Genomic DNA, 20,959 nt, shown 5'->3' with positions numbered 1-20,959 from the left:
TAGTGCGGAAAACAGAACATTCCGCTAACAGGTTGGGTTAAAGATGATGGGTCCTCATAGTTAGGATTTTAACGATCCTTCCGGTGACGGCAGGAATATTCATTTTACATCAATGAGCTAAGATCATTTCAATGGAAATGCTCGACGCGGCTTCCGACGCGGCGAGTACAGAAATGATACGCAAAAGCGCGACCTCGGGTCAGTCAGCCGGCGGATAGGAATGCTCGCCGCCGCGGTAATCCGAGATGGAATAACACCCGTCGCCCGTCGTCCGAACAGTGCTTCCGCTGACAACGGCTTTACCATGGCCGCCCGGGATGTCGAGAATGTAAGTCGGCTGGCAGAGGCCGGAAATCCGGCCGCGCAGCGCCGCGACGATCCTCTGCCCCTCCTCGATCGTCAGTCTGAAATGGCTGGTGCCGGGCGCGAGATCGGGATGATGGAGGTAGTAAGGTTTGACGCGGATTTCGACGAAAGCCTTCATCAGTTCGGCAAGAATCGCAGGGTCGTCGTTGATCCCCTTGAGCAGCACCGATTGGCTGACCATGGCGATGCCGGCATCGACCAAGTGCGCGCAGGCCGCCCGCGCTTCCATCGTCAACTCTCTGACATGATTGGCGTGCAGCGCCACATAGATCGTCTTGCCACTTGCCTTCAGCGCGGCAATGAGCGCCGCATCGATTTTCTCCGGATCGACGACGGGGACGCGCGTATGGAAACGCACGATCTTCACATGGGCAATATTAGCGAGCGCCTCCATGATCTCGCGGAGTCGCCGCGGTGAAAGCACCAGCGGGTCGCCTCCGGTCAGGATGACCTCCCAGATCTCCTGATGACTCCCGATGTAATCGAAGGCTGCCTCCATCGCCGCCGCATCGAGCGTGCCGAGACCCTGCGGCCCGACCATTTCGCGGCGGAAGCAGAAACGGCAATAGACCGGGCAGACATGCACGGCCTTCAGCAGCACCCGGTCCGGGTAACGGTGCACAATGCCCTCGACCGGGCTGTGGGCGTGATCGCCGATCGGATCGACACGTTCTTCGGGCGCGACGATGAGTTCGGCCGCATCGGGCACGAATTGCCGGCCGATCGGGTCGCTGGGATCGGCGTGATCGATCAGCCTGGTGACGGCAGGCGTCAGCGCGATGGCGTAACGCGCGGCGACCGCCTCGAGCGCTGCGCGGTCGGCAGGCGCGGCAAGCCCCGCCTTCACGAGATCGTCGACGCTCTTGATCGGTTTGACGGCATTCATCTTCCGTACTCCGCAACCGGCGCCCACAGCACCTGGTCGATCCGCGACGCCCCCGTGGCCAGCATCACCAGCCGGTCGAAGCCGAGCGCGATGCCGCTTGCCTCGGGCATCAGCGACAGCGCGGCAAGAAAATCCTCATCGATCGGATAAGTCTCGCCATAGATCCGCGCCTTCTCGGCCATTTCGATCTCGAAGCGCCGCCGTTGTTCGCCGGCTTTGGTGAGTTCGCCGAAACCATTGGCAAGCTCGACGCCGCAGGCATAGAGCTCGAAGCGTTCGGCAACCCGGGGGTCGCGCGGCGAGGGACGTGCAAGTGCGGCCTCCGAGACCGGATATTCGTCGAGAATGGTGATACGGCCGAAGCCGAGATGCGGCTCGATCTTTTCGACCAGCACCCGGCTGAACAGATCGGCCCAGCCGTCGTCGCCGGCGACGCGCATGCCGACACGCCTGAGTTCGGCCGCCAGATGCTCGCGATCGGTCGAACCGTCGGCGGCAACGGAGGCAAGAAGATCGATGCCGGCATGCCGCTCAAAGGCTTCTGCGACGCTGATCCGCTCCGGCCCGGCGAAGGGATCGCTTTCGCTGCCACGATAGGAAAGTTTGTCCGTCTTCACTGTTTCGGCCGCCAGCGCCAGGATCCGCACGCTATCCATCATCAGGCTCTCATAGCTTTCACCGGCCCGATACCATTCGAGCATGGTGAATTCTGGATGGTGCAACGGCCCGCGCTCGCGATTGCGATAGACATGGGCAAAACACGAGATGCGTTGTTCGCCCGCAGCAAGCAGCTTCTTGCAGGCGAATTCCGGCGAGGTGTGCAGATAGAACGGTGCCGCCTGACCGTCCGTCGTTATCGCTTGCGTCGCGAAGGCATGCAGATGCGCTTCGTTGCCGGGGGAGACCTGCAGCACCGCCGTGTCGACCTCGATGAAATCCTCGCGCGCGAAAAACCCGCGCAGCGCAGCCTGAATCGCATTGCGCCCGATCAGGAACGGGCGGCGGTCGGCATGCACGGACGGGGTCCACCAGGGGGACGCTTTGGCCGAAAAGTTCATTCCAAGCTTTCTTCGCCGGAGAAGCCGGTATGGGGGTGGCTATTTCCCGGATTTTAGGTTAGTTGCGCCCCAAAGAAAAACATTTGCGTCTTGGGGCGTCTCGACAGTCCTCTACGACGCCGAAAGCCGAGTTACAAGGAAGTCTTATGGTCAAGGTCATCGCCTCTTCGGTCCGCAAGGGCAACGTTCTCGACGTGGACGGCAAGCTCTACGTCGTTCTCACCGCCCAGAACTTTCATCCGGGCAAGGGCACGCCGGTCACCCAGGTCGACATGCGCCGCATCGTCGACGGCGTGAAGGTCTCCGAACGCTGGCGCACCACCGAACAGGTCGAGCGCGCCTTCGTCGAAGACGTCAACTTCCAGTACCTCTATGAAGATGGCGAAGGTTTCCACTTCATGAACCCGGCGACCTACGACCAGGTGGTCGTCAGCGCGGAAACCATGGGCGACCAGAAGGCCTATCTGCAGGAAGGCATGACCTGCATCCTGTCGATCCACGAAGGCATTCCGCTGGCGCTCGAACTGCCCCGCCACGTCACGCTCGAGATCGTCGAGACCGAACCGGTCGTCAAGGGCCAGACGGCATCCTCGTCCTACAAGCCGGCCATGCTCTCCAACGGCATCCGCACCTCGGTCCCGCCGCATATCGACGCCGGCACCCGCGTCGTCATCGCGACGGAAGACAATTCCTACGTCGAACGCGCCAAGGACTGATCCTGGTTTTCATCAATTGAAGAGGCCGGCTCACGCCGGCCTCTGACTGAAATGTGGAATGCAGGCAGGTGTCGATGCCGCGTCCACTCGCAGCGCGCGATTGTTTCGGACTGCTCGTTTGCCGGAGTATTTTCGCTCAGCCAAAGCTGCACCCAATTCCAAGAGCCGAATCAGATTACCTTTCGGACCTCGCTCTCGAAGCTCATGACATGAGCCATTGCGATCTTTTCAGCTTCATCTGAATCCCCTCTGCATACCGCCTCAAGCATGAGGACCTGGTCATGCAACACGTCCTCGAGGCGCGGCACCAAGGTCGGAAACCGTTTCATGGCGACGTACAAAATTCTCAGCGACAGATTGTGGTAGTGATCCAGCGTAGCGGACAAGAAAGGGTTTTTCGCCACCCTGTAAATGAATCGGTGAACCCGGCGATCTAAAGCAAGGATATCATCCAGCGCCATCGGACCGGTTGTTTGCTTGAGCTCATCGATCAGTTGCCGCGCTTCTTGCCGCTCGAACTCGCGCAGCCTTTCCGCAGCCAGTCGGGTTGCCCAGGACTCGATCCGAGCCCGTGCCTCATAGACCGCCGTAAGATCATTGATATCGATCTTACTGACAAATGTGCCGCGCCGCGCGCTGACGACAACGAAACCATCATACTGCAGACGCTGAATCGCCTCCCGGACCGGCGTGCGCCCGACCTCCATGCGTTTCATGATCTCGGCTTCCCGCAGAAGCGTGCCCGGAGGAAGCAGTGTCGTGATGATGTCGTCTCGCAACCGAATATAGGTCCGCTCCGCCAGCGTTGATTCAGCCGCTTCGTAATCCACTTCGAACATATTCGGCGCGTTCCTCTCTCTGTCCATTTCCGCACAGCTAAGCGCTATTCCGCATAGAAAAAAGGCGGTTAACGAATCTGCTTGACTTCATATCATGTCTGCATATTCTTAATATATCAGCAATATATAACCGCCAAGAGGGGTTCAAATGAAACATGCTGAATTGACGAAAAAAGCGCAGGGGTTCGTTCTGGCAATCCTGAGTTTGGGGTTGTTGGCGACGGCTGTGCCGTCCGCGGCCAATGCCGACGATCTGGAACTGATGAAGCCGGGCACGCTCGTCGTTACGGTCGAGCCTTACATGCCCTATACGGCGGTCAAGGATGGAAAGCTGGTCGGCCTCGACAGCGATATCCTGACGGCCGTGGCCGATAAGCTTGGTCTCAAGATGGAAATCAACGTCACCGACTTTCCAGGCATGCTCGCTTCCGTGCAGACGCAGCGGGCTGATATAACCATTGGCGGAATTGCATGGTCCGATGCGCGCCAGAAGGTCGGCCTGTTTACGGATCCTCCGTATTATTCGCCGCCGGCTATGGCCGTGAGCGGCACGACGAGTTTTCCGGATGTTGCGAGCCTGGAAGGCAAGAATCTCGGCACTGTGACGGGGTATGTCTGGGCGAAATCGATCGCGCAGGTCCCTAACGCGTCACCTCATACCTTCCCGAGCGCCGAGGGTGTGTTCCAGGATATTTCTTCCGGGCGTCTGGACGTCGGCTTTCTCGATCCGCTGCTGATCACCTATCAACAACAGCAGCGCCCCGACATGAAGGTTCGCATCGAATACCTGAAGCAGCCGACAAACGAGCAGGTGGCCGCTCACCCCGATTACAAATACTTCCAGGCCTACATGACCGGATTCTACCTTCCCAAGCAGTCGCCGAAGCTGGCCAAGGCTGTGTCCGATCAGATCGACGCCATGTACAAGGACGGATCCCTTGCCGCCTTGATCACGAAATGGGGCGGTGATCCCAAGCAGTTCCTGGTTCCATCGCCCGAAATGGCGGCACGGCGGCGCGGCGTTGACCGTCCCGCCGACTGGAACCCGCCCTCCATCGAAAAGTGAGATCGAAGCATGACGGCGTTGTCATCCCTCACCGATATTTTCCAGGTGCCCTGGAATGACTACGTCGGAAACATTGTCGTGGGTCTGCTCAGGACCCTCGGCTACACCGTGGCCGGCTTCATCGGCGCGACGATCCTTGGTCTTGCCCTTGCGCTGATGAGGCTCAATCGGCTGCGCCTGGTCCGTGTCCCCGCAGCCTTTTACACCGAGCTCTTTAAAAACGTACCGCTTCTGGCGATCATTTTTCTCACCTACTTCGGCCTGCCTTCCGTAGGCATCAGGCTGGAGGTTTTCGAGGCCGGAGTGTTGAGCTTAATGCTCTTCTACGCCGCTTATCTGTCCGAGATCTTTCGGGCAGCTATCGCCGGCGTACACCAAGGCCAGCAAGAGGCGTCTCAAGCTCTCGGGCTAGGGCGAGGCAAGACATTCAGCCATGTCGTCCTGCCGCAGGCGGTTCGGCTGGCGCTTCCCGGCACCAATACGATGTTCGTCGACTTGATCAAATCGACCTCGCTGCTTGTGACGATCTCCGCTGCTGAACTGATGACGCAAGCACAGTTGATAGCCTCGGAAACATTCCGGGCGCTTGAAGTTTATCTCGTGATCTCCGCGGCCTATTTCGCCATCTGCTACCCGGTGTCACAATGTCTGCTTCTGCTGGAGCGCAAGATCCATGCCGGCGCGCCATTGTCATTGGCCAGAAGGCGACGGCTCAAGTTAGCCAGAACCTATCTCGCCCAGGGGAGAGTCTGACCCATGACGACCACTCCTGCCAAAACCGTCTTCGTATCAAACCAGCCGGCCGGTCGCCCCGCCGTCAAAATTAGCGGATTGCGCAAGTCTTTCGATGGGCGCCTGGTGCTCGACCGCGTCGATCTCGAGGTTCCTGTCGGCAAAATCATAAGTATCATTGGCCAGAGCGGCGGAGGAAAGACCACTCTCATGCGCTGCGTCAATCTGCTTGAACGTCCCGACGAGGGAACGATCACCGTCGGCGATGAGACGATCTTCGCCGACGGCCAGGTGACCTGCCGCAATCTTGCAAAGCTTCGGCAGCGCGTCGGCATGGTGTTTCAGCGTTTCAATCTGTTCCCGCATCTGACGGCCGTCGAGAACGTCGTTCTCGCTCAGATACACGCAGCCGGGATCGGCGAGAAAGAGGCTGTGAAACGGGCAGTGAAACTTCTGACGAGAGTGGGCCTTGCCAAACGGGCGATGGCCTATCCGGAACAGATGTCGGGCGGCGAGCAGCAGCGTGTGGCGATTGCACGCGCCTTGGCGCTGGAACCGACGGTTTTGCTGTTCGACGAGCCGACATCGGCGCTCGATCCTGAATCGACCGGCGAGGTCCTCCGCGTCATGCGGGAGCTTGCTGCCGACGGCATGACGATGATCCTCGTCACCCATGAGCTGCCCTTTGCGAAGGAAGTGTCGGATTGGGTCGTTTTCATCGACGGCGGCCTTATCATCGAGCAGGGAACCGCCGCAGATGTGCTTGACCGCCCAACGGAAGCACGCACGGCCGCCTATGTCGCGCGCTACGCTTCGCCAGGTTAGCTCTTGGTCTGATAAGGCATCCAAGCCTCGTTTCACTAAAAGATAAATCCACATCTCATGAACAAGCTACCAACAGATATCGCCGTAATCGGCGGCGGCGTGATCGGCGTGGCAACCGCTCTGCGGCTGCGTGCCGACGGTCGCGATGTCGTCCTGATCGAACCCAACAAACCCGGTTCGGGCGCATCTTACGGCAATGCCGGAACGATCGCCGATTATGCAATCATTCCCGTCGGCACGCCTGCTGTTCTGAAGAACCTGGCCTCGCTGCTGCTCAATGCCGACAGCCCGCTGTCCATCCGCAAGGCGGCATTGCCGACATTGTTTCCATGGCTGATGCGTTTTGCCTACGAATCCCTTCCTCACAGATACAGAGACAATGCGAGCCGCATCGCCGACCTTCTGTCCGACGCGTCATCGGAATGGCTCGAACTCGCAGCGGAAATCGGCGGGTCCGATCTCTTGAGCGCGAAAGGATGCCTCTACCTGTACCAGACGCCCGAGGCTTTCACGGCGGCGGCTTCGGATGTGGAGCTTCGCCGAAACTACGGAATAGCGCAGCAGCTTCTCACCCCCGACGAGGTGCAAAGCCTGGAACCCCGGTTGCCGCGGGTCGATGGCGGGGGGCTTTTCTTTCCGAAAGCGATAAACTTCGCCGATCCTGGCGAGGTCATGAGCGTGATGGAAGCCGCCGCCAGACAAGCGGGCGTCGAATTCGTCCGGGACTCCGTGATATCGATTTCGCGGGAGCGGAACGGGGTGAGGATGATGGCTTCAGCCCAAAGCATTCGCGCCCGAGCCGCGGTGATCGCCGCCGGCGCTCATTCCCGCGGTCTGGCTCTGCAGCTCGGAGAGCGCATACCCCTGGACACCGAGCGTGGCTATCATCTGGAATTCGATATGGAAACACCGCCGGTGGAACGACCGGTGTGTCCGACGCATCATGGATTTTACTTTTGCCCGATGCGTGGCCGGCTGCGCGTCGCTGGCACCGTGGAACTCGGAGGCCTCACCGCGCCTTCGAACCCGAGGCGCCTCGAAGTGTTATTGGCAAACGCCCGCAGGATTTTCCCGACGCTTGGTGAACCAAGCCGGAGCTGGATGGGCTTTCGCCCTTCCATGCCCGATTCCGTTCCCGTCATCCGGCCTTCAAGAGGTGGAAGGGACGTCGTGTTTGCTTTTGGACACGGGCATATCGGCTTTACGCTGGCACCGCGGACAGCCCGCATGGTCAGCTCTATTCTTGCCGCTTGATCGCGTCACGAATCGTGCCTGCGACATCAGCAGGCCGTTATCCTCGATCTCACAGATGCGGGTTGCGCGGCCGGTATTTCTTGACGAGCTTCTGGTTGATCTCGGCTGCACCCGGCATGTTGGCGCTGAGATAAACCGGCGCATCGCCGGCTTTCGAAAGCTCCGAGGCAACTTCGGCAAAGATCGCATTGATGATGGTCACCCCGACCGCCGTCGAGACCGGTCCGACCCGAAGTCCTGTTCCTTCGAGATCGACAACGGCGTCACCCGGCGGCAATCCGTTGTCGAGCACCACGTCGGCGACGTCGGCGAGCCGGCGGCGACCATTGGCGATCGCCGAGGAATAGGCGATCGACGTGATGGCGATGACCTTTGCGCCGATGTCGCGCGCATAGTCGGCCGTCTCGATCGGCGCGGCGTTCACACCCGAATTGGAGGCGATGATGATAACGTCGCCCGGCTGCATGCCGTAACGCTCCAGCATCGGCCGCACAAGGCCCTGTGTGCGCTCATAGACCGAACTGATGACGGCGCCCTCATGCAGCATGGCGGAGCCGACAAGCACCGGCACGGTGAAGGCGAGCCCGCCGGCGCGGTAGTGCACCTCTTCCGCCAGCATGTGCGAATGGCCGGTGCCGAACACATAGACGCGCTTGTCGTCGCGGGCGGCATCGAGGATGACCGCCGCGGCCTGCGCCATCGGTTCGGTGAGCGCCTGCCTCAACGTCTCCAGCCGGCCGATCAGGTTGGAGAAATAGGCATCGGTAATGTCGGTCATCCCGCTTCTCCTTGCGTTCAGGCTGCCTCGCCGGCAAGCCAGGTGGCGGTGACAGTAAGCGCATCTGTCAGATGTACGAGATCGGCGCGCGCGCCCGGCGAGAGATGGCCACGATCGGCAAGCCTCAGGAAACGCGCGGGATAGAGGGTCGCCATGCGCAAGGCCTCGGCGAGCGTCAGGTCGAGATAGGTGACGCCGTAGCGGATCGCCGAGATCATATCGACGTCGGAGCCGGCGAGCGTCCCGTCGGAAAGCACGAGCTTCGAGCAGAAGCCGCCCCTTTCGCGCCGAACGGTGCGTCCGTTCAGCGTGAACGAGTCCTGTTGCGAGCCGACAAGCGACATCGCGTCGGTGACGAAGAACAGCTTGCCTTCGCCGCGCTTGGCGCGCAGCGCCGTGCGCAGGGCCTTCGGATCGACGTGATGGCCGTCGGCAATGATGCCGCACCAGGATGCGGGATGATCGATGGCCGCGCCGACCAGGCCCGGAGCACGGTGGCCCATCTGGCTCATCGCGTTGAAGAGATGCGTGACCCCGCGCGCTCCGGCATCGAACCGTTCCTCCGCCGCCTCGCTGGAACAATCGGAATGGCCGATGCTGACGGTGACGCCGGCTTCGGCAAGCTCGCGCACCTGGGCGACCGTCACCTGCTCGGCGGCGATGGTGACGAGCAGCGTGCCGATCGACTCACGTGCCCGGATGAAGGCCTTGATGTCGCTATCCTCCACCGGCCGCATCAGCTCGGCCAAATGAGCGCCCTTGCGGGCTGGCGCCAGATGCGGGCCTTCGAGATGCAGGCCGGCGACGCCGCGGTTTTCTTTCACAGCCTCCTTCGCCGCTTCGATAGCGGCACTGGTCGCCTCGGATGTGTCGGTGATCAAGGTCGGCAGCAGCGACGTCGTGCCGTAAGGCCGATGCCCGCCGGCGATGATATTCATCGACGCTGAGGACGGCTCATCATTCAGCATTCGGCCGCCGCCGCCATTGACCTGCGCATCGATGAAGCCGGCCGACAGGATGCCGCCCGCAAGAGCGACCGTCTCGCCATCGGGCAGGTCGTTTACCGCGATGATCGCTTCGACGCGGCCGTCGGCAACGATGAGCGCCTTGTCGTCATGGAAGCGCTCGCCGTCAAAGATGCGGGCGCCGACGAAGATCTTGCGGACCATCAGATCGTCTCCGTCACCTTGAGCAGGTTCGCCGGCCGGTCGGGATCGAAGCCCTTGCGGCGCGTCACCGATTCGATCAGCCGGTAGTAGACGAGCAGCGACACCAGCGGATCGATCAGACCATTGCCCGTCGTCGGCACGCGCAGATTGATGCCGGGAAGCGGCTGTGCCGAAAAACCGACGGTGGTGGCGCCGAGCTTCTGCAGGCGCTCCAGCGCCTGAGCGTTATTGACGAAGGCCGCGTCATCAGGCGCGAAGGCGACGATCGGAAAGCCCGGCTGCACCAGGCGCATAGGGCCATGCATCAGTTCCGCCAGCGAAAAGGCCTCGGCATGCAGGCCGGAGGTTTCTTTGGCCTTCAGGGCCGCTTCGAGCGCGATCGCAAAGGCCGGGCCGCGGCCGGCCGTATAGAGCGAGGTCGCATGGAACAGCACCTCCTCGACCGCCGCCGTTTCGATACCTGCGGTCGCCGAAAGCGCCTCCGGCAGTTTTTCAAGCGCTGCCTGCAGGCCGGACGCGCCGCCGATCGCGGCCGTCACGCCGGAAAGGGCGGCGACGGAGGCAATGAAGGATTTGGTCGCCGCCACACTCTTTTCGGCACCGGCGTTGAGACCGAGAACGATATCGGCCTGTTTGGCAAGCGGGCTGTCGGTGACGTTGACGACGGCGATGGTCGTCGCCCCACCCTTCTTCGCCGCCTCCTGCAAAGCCACGATGTCAGGGCTGGCCCCCGACTGCGAAACGGTGAAATGCACACCGCCCTTCAGATGGAGGGCAGCGCCGTAGACGGAAGCGATTGACGGTCCCACCGATGCGACCGGTACGCCGCAGGTGATCTCGAAAAGATATTTGAAGAAGGTGGCGGCGTGGTCCGAGGAGCCGCGCGCCGCCGTGGTCACCACGCTCGGGCGGGCGGACGAAAACAGCCGGGCGATTTCCGCAAAGACCGGTTTTTCCTTTTCGAGAAGCGTGGCCACCACCTCCGGCGACTGGCCGGCTTCCTGCAGCATCAACGACTGGTTCTCACTCATGGTCATCTCCAATTCTCAATTCGGCAACGAAATCATAGGCATCGCCGCGGTAGTGCGAGCGGGTATATTCGACGACGCGCTGGTCTTCCAGGCGCGAGACACGTTCGATCAGAAGCGCCGGCGCGCCTGCCTTGACGTTCAGCATCGCGGCATAGGACGCATCGAGCGTGACGGCGGTCAGCCGCTGCAGCGCACGCACCGGTCGGTGGCCATTCGCCGCCAGCGCATCGTAGAGCGATCCCTCGCCGCCGGCGTTCTCCCCCAGAAACTTGACCGGCACGACGGCGCGCTCGATCGCCAGCGGCAGGCCGTCGGCGAGGCGCAGACGGTCGAGCCTCAGAACCGGTTCGCCGGCGCCGAGGCCGAGCAGAAAGGATTCCTCCGGAGACGGCGTGTTGACCTCGCGTGACAAGATGCGCGCGGCCGGCAGACGCCCGCGCGAGCGCATGTCGGCGGAGAAGGAGGAAAGCCGCCAGAGCGACTGTTCCATGCGCTCCACCTTACCCGATACGAAAGTACCGCTTCCGTGGCGCGATTCCAGTGCGCCCGCCGCCATGAGGTCGCGATAGGCAGTGCGCACGGTGACGCGGCCAAGCTTGAGAGCCTCGGCAAGGTCGCGCTCGCCCGGCAGCGCCGTGCCGGCCTTCAGCAAGCCCTCCTGAATGAGGCTGGTCAGCGCCTGCGCCAGCCGCTTGTAGAGCGGCCCGGCCAACGCTTCGTCGCGCAGGCCGCGTCTATTGAGTTCAGCTACTAGACTGGTTCTATCCATGGGCAGACAATAGAACCTATATAGAACCAATCGGCAAGTCTGAATCGGACAAGGCATAAAAAAACCCTCTCCGGCAAACCGAAGAGGGTTCATAACGCTCAAATTTGACAGCCGTGCGTCTCTAGAATGCTCAGCTCTTGGTGAAGATGTAGTCCGTCTCCTGGCGCAGCACTTCGCCGGGGCGCAGGACCGCATTCGGAAAGCCTTCGTGATTAATGGCATCCGGCCAGACCTGCGTTTCCAGGCAGAAGCCGGCGAACGGGCCGTATTTGCGCCCGCCGAGGCCGGGAGCACCTGTATTGAGCTTGAAGCCGGCATAGAACTGCACGCCCGGCTCGGTGCTGCGCACTTCCAGCGACACGCCGGAATAGAGGCTGCGGGCGAGCGCCACAGTCCGCTTGGCGGTGCGTTCGCGAGACAGGCAGAAATTATGGTCGTACAATGCCTGTTCATTGCCGACGAAACGCTTCATCGGAGCCATCTCGCGGAAATCGAATTCAGTGCCGGCAACGGGCCGGATTTCGCCGGTCGGCACCTGCTTTTCGTCGGTCGGCAAATAGTGATCGGCGGCGATCATGATGTCGTGGCCTAGCGCATCGTCGCGGCCGTCGAGATTGAAATAGGCGTGCTGGCAGACATTGGCGAGCGTCGGCTGGTCGCTTGTTGATTCGTAGGTGATCGACAGCTCGCCGTTGCCATGCACCCGGAACGTCGCCTGGATGGTGCAATTGCCGGGGTAGCCGGCGCGGCCGTCGGGATCGACGATCTTCATCACCAGCCGGTCGACGTCATGCTCGACGATCGTCCAGTTGCGCTTGCCGATGTTGTCGCTGCCGCCATGCAGATGCGTCACGCCGTTTTCGTTCCGCTCGAGCTGATAATCCTTGCCGTCGAGCGTGAACCTGCCGCCGCCGATGCGATTGGCGCAGCGGCCGGGCGTCGCGCCGAAATAGGCCGAGTAGAGCGGGTAGTTGTCGAACTCCTCGAAGCCAAGCTGCAGCGGCGCGTCATGTCCCGCAAGGCGCAGATCCTGGATGACCGCGCCCCAGGTGATGATCTTGGCCGTCAGGCCGCCGCCATTGATGACGACGCGATAGACGGTTTCGCCCTCCTTCGTCTGCCCGAAAACATCCCGCTCCAACTTATCCGACATAATCGACCGTCCGTTCCTTTGCGCGTCCGATAAGACGCGCGGCGCTATAGAGTTCCGGACCGGAACCTGCCCGCATTTGCTCCAAACCGCAACCGGGCAGGTCAGAAAGAAATGCCGGTCAAAGATCCATGCCGATCTCTTCGACGTCATAGGGCGTCGTCTGGTAAATCTCATTGATCCAGTTACCGAACAAGAGGTGCGCATGGCTGCGCCAGCGGTTCTGCGGGGCAAGCGTCGGATCATTATGCGGGAAGTAATTATGCGGCATCTTGATCGGCACGCCGGCATCCACATCGCGGAAATACTCATCCGAAAGCGAGGTGGAATCATATTCGACGTGGTTGAACATGTAGAGCCGCCGGCCCCTCTTCTCGTGCACGAGGCATACGCCCATCTCGCTGGATTCCATCAGGATTTCCAGGCTTGCGGATTTCTCGATATCTTCGCGGCGCACCTCGGTCCACCGCGACACCGGAACCTCGAAATTGTCGGAAAAGCCGTTCAGATAGATGGACGAAGGCTTCAGGTTTCGGTGCCGGTAGACGCCGAAGGCCTTTTCCTTCAGCTGATATTTCGGAACGCCGTGGAAGTGATAGATCGCCGCCATCGCGCCCCAGCAGACGTTCATCGTCGAATGGACGTTGGTCTCGGTCCAATTAAAGATCTCCTGCATCTCTGCCCAATAGGTAACGTCCTCATAGGGCAGAAGCTCGATCGGCGCTCCGGTGATGATGAAGCCGTCGAACTTGCGCTGCTTCACCTCTTCCCAGGTCTGGTAGAAGGCGAGCAGGTGATCTTCGGATGTGTTCTTCGCCTTGTGGCCGCCGATGCGGATGAGCGACAGCTCCACCTGCAGCGGCGAAGCGCCGACGAGACGGGCCATCTGCAGTTCGGTCTTGATCTTGTTGGGCATCAGGTTGAGCAGGCCGATCTGCAACGGTCTTATATCCTGACGGATCGCCATCGTCTCGGTCATCACCCGCACACCTTCCTGAACCAGGGTTTCGAAAGCGGGCAGCGTATCGGGGATCTTGATGGGCATTTGCGGTCAACTCGATCGAAAATAAAAAACCGGCGGCGAAAAAATCGCTACCGGTCCGCACGCGGCCCTTTAGCGACTTTTTTAACGTGGCTGCAAGCCGGCCGGCCAAATCACCACGGAGTGCCTTAATTAGTCCCAGTTGAGCCGCGAATCAACTCCGAATGCATGCAGGAGCGGAGCGCCAAGAATCATCACAGTTTAATGACTGATAAAATCTGTTGATAGACCGGTAACGCCACCATGTTAATAATGACAGTATGGGCGGTTGGAAAAGCATGATGGCAGATAAGATCGAGGGGAGGCCGGGCACCAGGAGGCAGGATAAGGTTGGTTACGACTTCAGCCTGACATATCGCCTCGGAGTAATGTTCTCGGCATTCTGGAATTCTGAAGTGCGCGGCAAGGTGCTGTTTCTGGCAACCGTGCTGATCCTTGTCATCCTTCTGACAGCTTACGGCCAGGTCATTCTGAACGAGTGGAACGCCCCCTTCTATGATTCGCTCGAGCGCCGCGATCTCGGCGAATTCTTCCATCAGCTCGAAATCTTTGCGATGATCGCCGGCACGCTGCTGCTGCTCAACGTGCTGCAGGCCTGGCTGAACCAGATGACCGCGCTCTATATGCGCGAGGGCCTGTCGCGCGATCTCGTCAATCAATGGCTGAAGCGCAAGCGAGCGCTGCGGCTCGCCTCGAGCGGCCTGATCGGCGTCAATCCCGACCAGCGCCTGCACGAGGATTCCCGTAACCTCGCCGAAAGCACGACAGGGCTCGTTCTCGGCCTCTTACAGTCAACCATTCTTCTGGTGAGCTTCATCGGCGTGCTCTGGGAGCTGTCGAGCGGCTTCGTCTTCCACATCAGCGGCCACAGCTTCTCCATTCCAGGCTACATGGTCTGGGCAGCGATTTTTTATGCCGCCTCCGCCTCGGTGCTGAGTCAGGTCGTCGGCCGCAAGCTGGTCAAGCTCAATGCCGACCGGTTCTCGAAGGAGGCCGAGCTTCGTTTCACGCTGATGCATGCCAATGAGAACATGCCGGCAATCACCGTCGCTCGCGGCGAAGAGAATGAACGCCGGCGGATCAACACCGACATCAGTTCGGTGCTGAGGGTGGTCAAGCGGCTCGCCATGGCCAATACCAATCTCACCTGGGTTTCGGCCGGCTACGGCTGGCTCGTGATCGTTATCCCGATTATCGTTGCCGCACCCGCTTATTTTTCCGGCGGCCTCACCCTCGGGCAGCTGATGATGTCGGTCGGCGCCTTCAACCAAGTCAATACGGCGTTGCGCTGGTATGTCGCCAATTTCGGTCCGATCGCCGAATGGCGTGCCACGCTGATGCGCGTCACCGACTTCCGCCAGGCGCTGCTCGACATGGACGAGGACTTTGGTGTGAAGGGCAGCATCGCCTATGAAAACACCACCCCCGACAGGCTGACGCTGAAGGATGTGGTGATCAATGCCAAAATCGGCGAAGACATCGAGGAATGCGGCGGTTTTCGCCTGCGTGAAACCGATATCGTGATCAAGGCCGGCGAAAAGATCATGATCAACGGCGATCATAGCGTCAACCGCAAACTGCTGTTCCAGGCCTTGGCCGGGCTCTGGCCGTGCGGCAGCGGCACGATGGGTCTGCCGCCGATCGACGACATGCTGTTCGTTCCGCAGATTGCCTATATTCCGGGCGGCACTTTGCGCGAGGCGCTTGCCTTCCCCGAAAGCCCGGATGCCTACGAGCAGGCTGCCGTCGAGGCGGCCCTTGAAAAGGCCGGCCTGCACTCTCTGATCGCAAGGCTCGATACCCGCGCCCGCTGGGACAAGCTGCTCGACAGCGATGAGCAGAAGGCGATCGGCTTCGCGCGCCTGCTGCTGGTGCGCCCGCGTTGGATCATCTTCGACGAAGTGCTCGAGGGCATGGAGCCGGAATGGCAGGAGACGATGTGCAGCGTGCTGACTTCGATACCCGAAACGGGCATGATCTATATCGGCCGCTCTGAAACCTATCTGGAGGCGCTGCAGCCGCGGGTGCTGCATCTGCAGGCTCTGCCTTCGAGATCTGAAGAGCCGCAGCAGCAGGTCGCCCAGACCACCGGCGCCAGCGCCAGTGCGGGCGCAGCCGTCGTCCCCGCGCCGGCGCTTTAAGACCTCCCCATCAGCAGGAGTTTTACCTGCAGCGTGACGCGAGCGGCTGAGCGCGAGAGTCTCAGCCTTCGAGCTCTTCGCGCAGCATTTCGAGCTCCAACCATTCCTCTTCCATCTTGGACAGGCCGGCGCGCAGCTTTTCCATATCGCTCGCAAGCTGATTGAAGGCGGCGGGGTCACGCGTGAAGAGACCGGGATCGGCCATGACAAGTTCGCGCTTGGCGAGCTCGGCCTCGGCTTTGGCCATCTCCTTCGGCAGATTTTCCAGCGCGAATTTCTGCTTGAAGGAAAGCTTGCCCTTCGAGCCTCCGCCGGAAGCTGTTATCTCCTGCGTCTTCGGCTTCTCCGCCGCCTTCTCGGCCTTCCGGCGCTCTTCGATCGCGCCTTTGCGCTGCGCCAGCATGTCCGTGTAACCGCCGGCATATTCGATCCATCGGCCGTCGGGCGCATCCGCTACGGCGGGCGCGATCGTCGAGGTCACGGTGCGGTCGAGGAAATCGCGATCGTGGCTGACGAGAATGACGGTGCCGGGAAAGCCGGCGACGATTTCCTGCAGGAGGTCGAGCGTCTCGATGTCGAGATCGTTGGTTGGTTCGTCGAGGATCAGGAGGTTTGCCGGGCGCGCCAGGATGCGCGCCAGCATCAGCCGGGCGCGTTCGCCGCCGGAGAGGCTTTTGATCGGCGTGCGCGCCTGTTCCGGCTGGAACAGGAATTCCTTCATGTAGCCGGTGACATGGCGCTGTTCGCCGTTTACGAGCAGGTTTTCGCCACGCCCGTCCGTCAGGTAGTTTGCAAGCGTATCCTCGGGGTTCAGGTCCTCGCGTTTCTGGTCGAGGGTGGCGATCTCCAGGTTGGTGCCGAGTTTCACTGTGCCGCTATCCGGCGAAAGCTGGCCGGTCAGCATTTTCAGGAGCGTCGTCTTGCCGGCACCGTTCGGCCCGACGAGACCGATGCAATCGCCGCGATGTACGCGGATCGAGAACGGCGTGACGATGGCCCGGTCGCCGAAGCTCTTGGTGATCTTCTCGGCCTCGATCACCAGCTTGCCGGATTCCTGCGCGTCCGAAACCGTCGCCTGCACCGTTCCTTGCGGTCCCTTATGGCCGCGATATTGCGAACGCATCGTCTGCAGCTCGCCGAGGCGGCGCATGTTGCGTTTGCGCCGGGCCGTGACGCCGTAGCGCAGCCAGTGTTCTTCGCGCTCGATCGCCTTGCCGAGCTTGTGCTGCTCCAGTTCTTCGGCCTCCAGCACCTGGTCGCGCCATGCCTCGAAATGCGCGAATCCCCTGTCGAGCCGGCGCGAGGCGCCGCGGTCGAGCCAGACGGTTGCCGTCGAGACTTTTTCAAGGAAACGACGGTCGTGCGAAATCAGCACCAGGGCGCTGCGGGTCTTCTGCAGCTCGCCTTCCAGCCATTCGATTGTGGGAAGGTCGAGATGGTTGGTCGGCTCGTCGAGCAGGAGAATATCCGGTTCCGGGGCCAGCACGCGGGCAAGCGCGGCCCGGCGCGCTTCACCGCCGGAAAGGGTGTTCGGATCTTCTTCGCCGGTCAGGCCGAGATGCGACAGAAGATAGGTGACGCGATAGTGGTCGTCGCCCGGTCCCAGCCCGGCCTCGGCATAGGCCTGAACGGTGCGGAAGCCGGCAAAGTCCGGGGCTTGTTCGAGATAGCGCACCGTCGAAGACGGATGACGGAAGACCTCGCCGGACTGCGCCTCGACCAGGCCGGCGGCAATCTTCAGGAGTGTCGATTTGCCAGAGCCGTTACGCCCAACGAGACAGATCTTGTCGCCGGGCTCGACCTGCAGCGAAGCGCCCGCCAGCAGCGGTGCGCCGCCGAAGCTCAGGAAGATGTCGTCGAGTTTCAGAATGGGAGGGGCCAAAATCAGACTCCGGAAAGATCATAGGGTCGGGCAAGCACGATCGCCCGGCCGCTCTCGAGCGAAAAGCGAACCTTGCCTTCCGCGACATTTGAAATGGTGCGCGATGAGCCGAAAGGCAGATGGAAATCCGTGAGCGGATAGCGCGCATTCTCGATGGAGAGCCCCTTCAGCTCGCTGAACGCGGGGACGGAAAACAGGGAGCCCTTGGGAAGGTCCAGTTCGATCGTGCCGGGGAGCAGCGGAACGGCCTCTTCCTTGCCCGAGGTCAGCAGGACGTCGAAACCCTGCTCAGCAAGGCCGACGGCCGACAGCAGGTGCTGAAGCGCATGGTCGGAGCGTTCGCCGCCGAGCGCGCCGGCGAGGATCAGCCGCCGGGCGCCTCGGGCGACCGCTTCCGATACCGCGATCTCTCCGTCCGTTGCCGCCTTTGCTGCGGGATAGGGTTGCTTTGCCACATCGAGAAAGCCCGCTTCGAGCTCGGGGGGCGTCGAATCGAAATCGCCGACCCAGAGCTCAGGCATGACACCAAGCGCCCCCGCATGCCGCATGCCGCCATCGGCCGCGATGAAACGGCTGCCGCCGATCGCGTGGCGCAGGCGTTCCGTCAGGCTGAGTTCGCCGCCGAGCAGAATGGTGAAGGTGGATTGGCTCATGGGCACTGCCCTTAGCGCAAACGGGGGGGCGAGGGGAAGGGGCACCGACGGACGGCGCTTTCGCCTCAACCGGGCGTGTCCTTGTCGCGCGAGAGAAAGATCGCCTCGTAGCCGCCAATGAAACGTTCGAACAGCGTCGCGAAGCGCTCTATATCTTCGCGCGGCCAATCGGAGACGATCTCGGAAATGATGGCCATTTTCTGCGCGTGGATCTCGGCAAGCAGCGCCTGGCCGGCCTCGGTGATGACGACGACGATCCGCCGCGCATCGGCCTGGGAGGCTTCGCGGCGCAGCACGTTGCGCCCGACCATCTCGGCCACGACCCGGCTGGCACGCGACGGGTCGATGCGCAGCATCTCCGCGATCAAGCCGACGGTAACCTCGCCGGGCGACTCAGCCCGCCGCACGGCGTCCAGCACGTCGAGATGGGAAAGCTCAAGGCCCGGTGCGGCACTCTGGATCGCCAGCCTGCCGATCAGCCGTCGGCCGGTCATCAGGCGCATGCGTGCCATGCTCTTGCCGATGCGAGGCAGGTTCTCATCGTCCGGCTCGGCCCGACCGTTGGACAGGATCTTCGTCAGCGTCTCATTCATGACGGCACCATAGCAGATCGGAGGTTAAAATTGAATATGCCGGAGTCACTCATATGCCGTTGACAATTCCATGCTAATAGCACATAAAATAGATCAAACTCGGAAATATGCCCCCATGGACATGCAGCCCGCGCCTGCGCCGCTCGTGACGGATTCTCGTCGCCGGCTTATCCTCTTCTTCTTTCTGATGACCGCCATGTTCATGGCCACGCTCGATAATCAGATCGTCTCCACGGCCCTGCCGACGATCGTCGGTGAGTTCGGCCATCTCGAGCGTTTCGGCTGGATCGGCTCGGCCTACCTGCTGGCGCTCAGCGCTGTCATGCCACTCTACGGCAAGCTTGGTGATCTCTTCGGCCGCAAATATGTGATGATGACGGCGATCGCAATCTTCACCACCGGCTCCGCGGTCTGCGGCCTCGCCGTCTCGATGAACACGCTGATCACCGCCCGTGTGCTGCAGGGCCTCGGCGGTGGCGGCATCATGGTATCGATCTTTGCCGTCAACGCCGATCTGTTCGAGCCGCGCGAGCGGGCGCGCTATCAAAGCTATTCCAGCCTCGTGCTGATGGCTTCAGGCGCGATCGGCCCGGTGCTCGGGGGAACGATGAGCGATCTCTTCGGCTGGCGCTCGATCTTCCTCGTCAACGTGCCGATCGGTTTCATCGTGCTCACCGGCCTTGCCTTCATGCTGCCCTACCGCAAGCCGCATCGGCGCCCGAAGATCGATTATGCCGGCGCACTCCTGATCGCGCTGACGACGACGAGCATCGTGCTTGCCACAGACAGCAGCGAATTGTTCGGGGCGTTGATCTCACCACAGAGTATCGGCATCGTCGCCTTCGGCGCAGTCTGCGCCGTCACCTGGGCGTTCGTCGAGCGCCGCGCGCCGGAGCCGATCGTTCCCCTGCAGCTCTTCCGCAATTCGACCTTCAGCCTCCTGCTGCTAATATCGGTGATGGGCGGCGCGATTGCCATCGGCATGGTCAATTATCTCGCTCTCTTCCTACAGACGACGACCGGCCTTTCCCCATCGGCCGCCGGCCTTCTATTCATTCTGCTGACCGGTGGTCTCGTCTGCGGATCACTGTCCGCCGGGCGTATTATCTCGATGACCGGCCGCTACAAACCCTTCGCCATCGCGAGCCTCACCTGCAGCGCCATTGCCTTTGCGCTGATGTCACAGGTCCATGCCGGAACGCCAATCGCCTTCATCGGCGCGATCATGATGCTGCATGGCATCGGCATCGGCCTTTCGCAGCAGGTCCCCGTCATCGGCGTGCAGAATGCCGCCCCCGCTCGCGACGTCGGCGCCGCGACCGGCTCGGTGACGCTCTCGCGCATGGGCGGCGCCTCAATTGCCATTTCGATCTATGGCGCGATCATCGCCTCTGGGCTCGGCAAGGTCGGCAATCCCATTCCCGGTGTCGCCGATATCGAACAGCTGACGCCGAAGATGATGGCCGCCCTTCCCGAAGCAAGCCGCCAGGCCGTCGCAGATGTCTATGCCGCCGCCTTCTCGCCCCTTTTCATGACTTCCTGCGCCATTGCCCTGATCGGCCTTGCTGCCGCAATGATGCTGAAGCCCGTGCAGCTGCCCCGCACCGGGGAAATGAAGCGACCGCAATCGGCGGCGGCGGAAGCGGCGGAGTAACGGGCATAACGGGAATATTCACCGGCAGACGTTCCATTATCCCGTAAATAAATTAGAAGTTGCGATTTTCTGGCAGGACTGCCATTTGCCAGCCTGTTACTTCAATCGGGCCGTTCTTTTTCCGTGCCGGCGACAAATCTATGCCTGGTGACGGAACTTTCGCCATAATTTCATCCGAGCGAAGGGAACCTCGATGCCTGAGGCTTGCTAAAATGCAACGGCGCCACAATTAAACAGAGTCTCGCTATGCAACCGATGCGTAAATCAGTTACAGCAACGACGTGTATCGGCTTAGCATGCGGCGCGAGATCAGGGGTGCGCACCCGTTGAGTTCCCCTTGCCAAGGCCGGTCCCC

The 20,959-nt window shown here is 61.3% G+C and carries 19 protein-coding genes and 1 riboswitch; of the genes, 7 read left to right on the top strand and 12 right to left on the bottom strand.

Features of this window, described 5'->3' with window-relative positions; genetic code table 11:
- Nucleotides 1-199: 199 nt before the first annotated feature.
- Both PH551_RS12450 and epmA read right to left on the bottom strand, forming a co-directional pair.
- Complete coding sequence (locus tag PH551_RS12450) at nt 200-1,252, bottom strand: lysine-2,3-aminomutase-like protein (protein ID WP_285193219.1); 1,053 nt, start codon at nt 1,250-1,252, stop codon at nt 200-202.
- Nucleotides 1,249-2,310 carry an EF-P lysine aminoacylase EpmA gene (gene epmA, locus PH551_RS12445; protein ID WP_285193218.1) on the bottom strand — a complete coding sequence of 354 codons (1,062 nt, stop codon included), beginning with the start codon at nt 2,308-2,310 and terminating at the stop codon, nt 1,249-1,251. Before epmA ends, PH551_RS12450 begins: the two co-directional genes overlap by 4 nt.
- Nucleotides 2,311-2,456: 146 nt before the next feature.
- Here epmA and efp point away from each other — a divergent pair, with 146 nt between their 5' ends.
- Nucleotides 2,457-3,026 carry an elongation factor P gene (gene efp / locus PH551_RS12440; protein ID WP_064696465.1) on the top strand — a complete coding sequence of 190 codons (570 nt, stop codon included), beginning with the start codon at nt 2,457-2,459 and terminating at the stop codon, nt 3,024-3,026.
- A 170-nt stretch (nt 3,027-3,196) separates the two neighbouring features.
- Here efp and PH551_RS12435 read toward each other — a convergent pair whose 3' ends face one another.
- Nucleotides 3,197-3,865 (bottom strand): GntR family transcriptional regulator, encoded by a 669-nt coding sequence (locus PH551_RS12435; RefSeq protein ID WP_157131437.1) that lies wholly within the window; start codon nt 3,863-3,865, stop codon nt 3,197-3,199.
- A gap of 148 nt (nt 3,866-4,013) precedes the next feature.
- On the opposite strand from PH551_RS12435, the gene PH551_RS12430 reads away from it, so the two are divergent.
- The 4 genes from PH551_RS12430 to PH551_RS12415 are packed head-to-tail and all read left to right on the top strand — an operon-like array spanning nt 4,014 to nt 7,742.
- Nucleotides 4,014-4,931 (top strand): substrate-binding periplasmic protein, encoded by a 918-nt coding sequence (locus PH551_RS12430; RefSeq protein WP_285193217.1) that lies wholly within the window; start codon nt 4,014-4,016, stop codon nt 4,929-4,931.
- A gap of 9 nt (nt 4,932-4,940) precedes the next feature.
- Nucleotides 4,941-5,684 (top strand): amino acid ABC transporter permease, encoded by a 744-nt coding sequence (locus PH551_RS12425; RefSeq protein WP_285193216.1) that lies wholly within the window; start codon nt 4,941-4,943, stop codon nt 5,682-5,684.
- A gap of 3 nt (nt 5,685-5,687) precedes the next feature.
- A complete protein-coding gene (locus PH551_RS12420; RefSeq protein ID WP_285193215.1) occupies nt 5,688-6,488 on the top strand; it encodes an amino acid ABC transporter ATP-binding protein in 801 nt (266 codons plus the stop codon).
- 57 nt (nt 6,489-6,545) lie between these two features.
- Nucleotides 6,546-7,742 (top strand): NAD(P)/FAD-dependent oxidoreductase, encoded by a 1,197-nt coding sequence (locus tag PH551_RS12415; RefSeq protein WP_285193214.1) that lies wholly within the window; start codon nt 6,546-6,548, stop codon nt 7,740-7,742.
- A gap of 49 nt (nt 7,743-7,791) precedes the next feature.
- On the opposite strand, the gene PH551_RS12410 is transcribed toward PH551_RS12415, so the two are convergent.
- The 6 genes from PH551_RS12410 to metA all read right to left on the bottom strand — a co-directional run bounded on the left by PH551_RS12410 (nt 7,792) and on the right by metA (nt 13,684).
- Nucleotides 7,792-8,520, bottom strand: coding sequence for an SIS domain-containing protein (locus PH551_RS12410; RefSeq protein WP_285193213.1), 729 nt, complete (start codon nt 8,518-8,520; stop codon nt 7,792-7,794).
- 17 nt (nt 8,521-8,537) lie between these two features.
- Nucleotides 8,538-9,689, bottom strand: coding sequence for an N-acetylglucosamine-6-phosphate deacetylase (gene nagA, locus PH551_RS12405; RefSeq protein ID WP_285193212.1), 1,152 nt, complete (start codon nt 9,687-9,689; stop codon nt 8,538-8,540).
- On the bottom strand, nt 9,689-10,720 hold the full coding sequence (locus PH551_RS12400; protein WP_285193211.1) for an SIS domain-containing protein: 1,032 nt from the start codon (nt 10,718-10,720) through the stop codon (nt 9,689-9,691). Before PH551_RS12400 ends, nagA begins: the two co-directional genes overlap by 1 nt.
- Complete coding sequence (locus tag PH551_RS12395; protein ID WP_097598267.1) at nt 10,713-11,489, bottom strand: GntR family transcriptional regulator; 777 nt, start codon at nt 11,487-11,489, stop codon at nt 10,713-10,715. Before PH551_RS12395 ends, PH551_RS12400 begins: the two co-directional genes overlap by 8 nt.
- 130 nt (nt 11,490-11,619) lie before the next feature.
- The gene (locus PH551_RS12390) at nt 11,620-12,642 is read right to left on the bottom strand and encodes an aldose epimerase family protein (RefSeq protein WP_285193210.1); all 1,023 of its coding nucleotides are present in this window, start codon (nt 12,640-12,642) and stop codon (nt 11,620-11,622) included.
- A gap of 118 nt (nt 12,643-12,760) precedes the next feature.
- On the bottom strand, nt 12,761-13,684 hold the full coding sequence (gene metA, locus PH551_RS12385; RefSeq protein ID WP_085779827.1) for a homoserine O-acetyltransferase MetA: 924 nt from the start codon (nt 13,682-13,684) through the stop codon (nt 12,761-12,763).
- Between the two features lie 49 nt (nt 13,685-13,733).
- Nucleotides 13,734-13,811, bottom strand: a riboswitch (SAM riboswitch).
- Nucleotides 13,812-13,962: 151 nt separating this feature from the next.
- Between metA and PH551_RS12380 the strand changes: the two genes are divergently transcribed.
- On the top strand, nt 13,963-15,822 hold the full coding sequence (locus PH551_RS12380) for an ABC transporter ATP-binding protein/permease (protein WP_097598265.1): 1,860 nt from the start codon (nt 13,963-13,965) through the stop codon (nt 15,820-15,822).
- 61 nt (nt 15,823-15,883) lie between these two features.
- Here PH551_RS12380 and PH551_RS12375 read toward each other — a convergent pair whose 3' ends face one another.
- The 3 genes from PH551_RS12375 to PH551_RS12365 all read right to left on the bottom strand — a co-directional run bounded on the left by PH551_RS12375 (nt 15,884) and on the right by PH551_RS12365 (nt 18,950).
- A complete protein-coding gene (locus tag PH551_RS12375; RefSeq protein WP_285193209.1) occupies nt 15,884-17,704 on the bottom strand; it encodes an ABC-F family ATP-binding cassette domain-containing protein in 1,821 nt (606 codons plus the stop codon).
- 2 nt (nt 17,705-17,706) lie between these two features.
- Entirely contained in the window at nt 17,707-18,357 is a 651-nt protein-coding gene (locus tag PH551_RS12370) for a thiamine diphosphokinase (protein ID WP_285193208.1), read from the bottom strand.
- 65 nt (nt 18,358-18,422) lie between these two features.
- Nucleotides 18,423-18,950, bottom strand: coding sequence for a MarR family winged helix-turn-helix transcriptional regulator (locus PH551_RS12365; RefSeq protein WP_085779823.1), 528 nt, complete (start codon nt 18,948-18,950; stop codon nt 18,423-18,425).
- A 115-nt stretch (nt 18,951-19,065) separates the two neighbouring features.
- Here PH551_RS12365 and PH551_RS12360 point away from each other — a divergent pair, with 115 nt between their 5' ends.
- Nucleotides 19,066-20,604 carry an MDR family MFS transporter gene (locus PH551_RS12360; RefSeq protein ID WP_285193207.1) on the top strand — a complete coding sequence of 513 codons (1,539 nt, stop codon included), beginning with the start codon at nt 19,066-19,068 and terminating at the stop codon, nt 20,602-20,604.
- Nucleotides 20,605-20,959 lie beyond the last annotated feature (355 nt).

Origin of the sequence: Rhizobium atlanticum (assembly GCF_030182485.1) — a bacterium.
Taxonomy (GTDB): domain Bacteria; phylum Pseudomonadota; class Alphaproteobacteria; order Rhizobiales; family Rhizobiaceae; genus Rhizobium.
Note: the sequence above shows the minus strand (reverse complement) of the source record. Positions and strands in the feature narration are given on the sequence as shown.

Excerpts from the sequence above, each read along its gene's own strand:
- PH551_RS12410 (WP_285193213.1), bottom strand. The coding sequence starts at position 8,520 with ATGACCGACATTACCGATGCCTATTTCTCCAACCTGATCGGCCGGCTG.
- PH551_RS12380 (WP_097598265.1), top strand. The coding sequence starts at position 13,963 with ATGGCAGATAAGATCGAGGGGAGGCCGGGCACCAGGAGGCAGGATAAG.
- efp (WP_064696465.1), top strand. The coding sequence starts at position 2,457 with ATGGTCAAGGTCATCGCCTCTTCGGTCCGCAAGGGCAACGTTCTCGAC.
- PH551_RS12365 (WP_085779823.1), bottom strand. The coding sequence starts at position 18,950 with ATGAATGAGACGCTGACGAAGATCCTGTCCAACGGTCGGGCCGAGCCG.
- nagA (WP_285193212.1), bottom strand. The coding sequence starts at position 9,689 with ATGGTCCGCAAGATCTTCGTCGGCGCCCGCATCTTTGACGGCGAGCGC.
- PH551_RS12430 (WP_285193217.1), top strand. The coding sequence starts at position 4,014 with ATGAAACATGCTGAATTGACGAAAAAAGCGCAGGGGTTCGTTCTGGCA.
- epmA (WP_285193218.1), bottom strand. The coding sequence starts at position 2,310 with ATGAACTTTTCGGCCAAAGCGTCCCCCTGGTGGACCCCGTCCGTGCAT.
- PH551_RS12370 (WP_285193208.1), bottom strand. The coding sequence starts at position 18,357 with ATGAGCCAATCCACCTTCACCATTCTGCTCGGCGGCGAACTCAGCCTG.
- PH551_RS12450 (WP_285193219.1), bottom strand. The coding sequence starts at position 1,252 with ATGAATGCCGTCAAACCGATCAAGAGCGTCGACGATCTCGTGAAGGCG.
- metA (WP_085779827.1), bottom strand. The coding sequence starts at position 13,684 with ATGCCCATCAAGATCCCCGATACGCTGCCCGCTTTCGAAACCCTGGTT.
- PH551_RS12400 (WP_285193211.1), bottom strand. The coding sequence starts at position 10,720 with ATGAGTGAGAACCAGTCGTTGATGCTGCAGGAAGCCGGCCAGTCGCCG.
- PH551_RS12390 (WP_285193210.1), bottom strand. The coding sequence starts at position 12,642 with ATGTCGGATAAGTTGGAGCGGGATGTTTTCGGGCAGACGAAGGAGGGC.
- PH551_RS12415 (WP_285193214.1), top strand. The coding sequence starts at position 6,546 with ATGAACAAGCTACCAACAGATATCGCCGTAATCGGCGGCGGCGTGATC.
- PH551_RS12420 (WP_285193215.1), top strand. The coding sequence starts at position 5,688 with ATGACGACCACTCCTGCCAAAACCGTCTTCGTATCAAACCAGCCGGCC.
- PH551_RS12395 (WP_097598267.1), bottom strand. The coding sequence starts at position 11,489 with ATGGATAGAACCAGTCTAGTAGCTGAACTCAATAGACGCGGCCTGCGC.
- PH551_RS12425 (WP_285193216.1), top strand. The coding sequence starts at position 4,941 with ATGACGGCGTTGTCATCCCTCACCGATATTTTCCAGGTGCCCTGGAAT.
- PH551_RS12360 (WP_285193207.1), top strand. The coding sequence starts at position 19,066 with ATGGACATGCAGCCCGCGCCTGCGCCGCTCGTGACGGATTCTCGTCGC.
- PH551_RS12435 (WP_157131437.1), bottom strand. The coding sequence starts at position 3,865 with ATGTTCGAAGTGGATTACGAAGCGGCTGAATCAACGCTGGCGGAGCGG.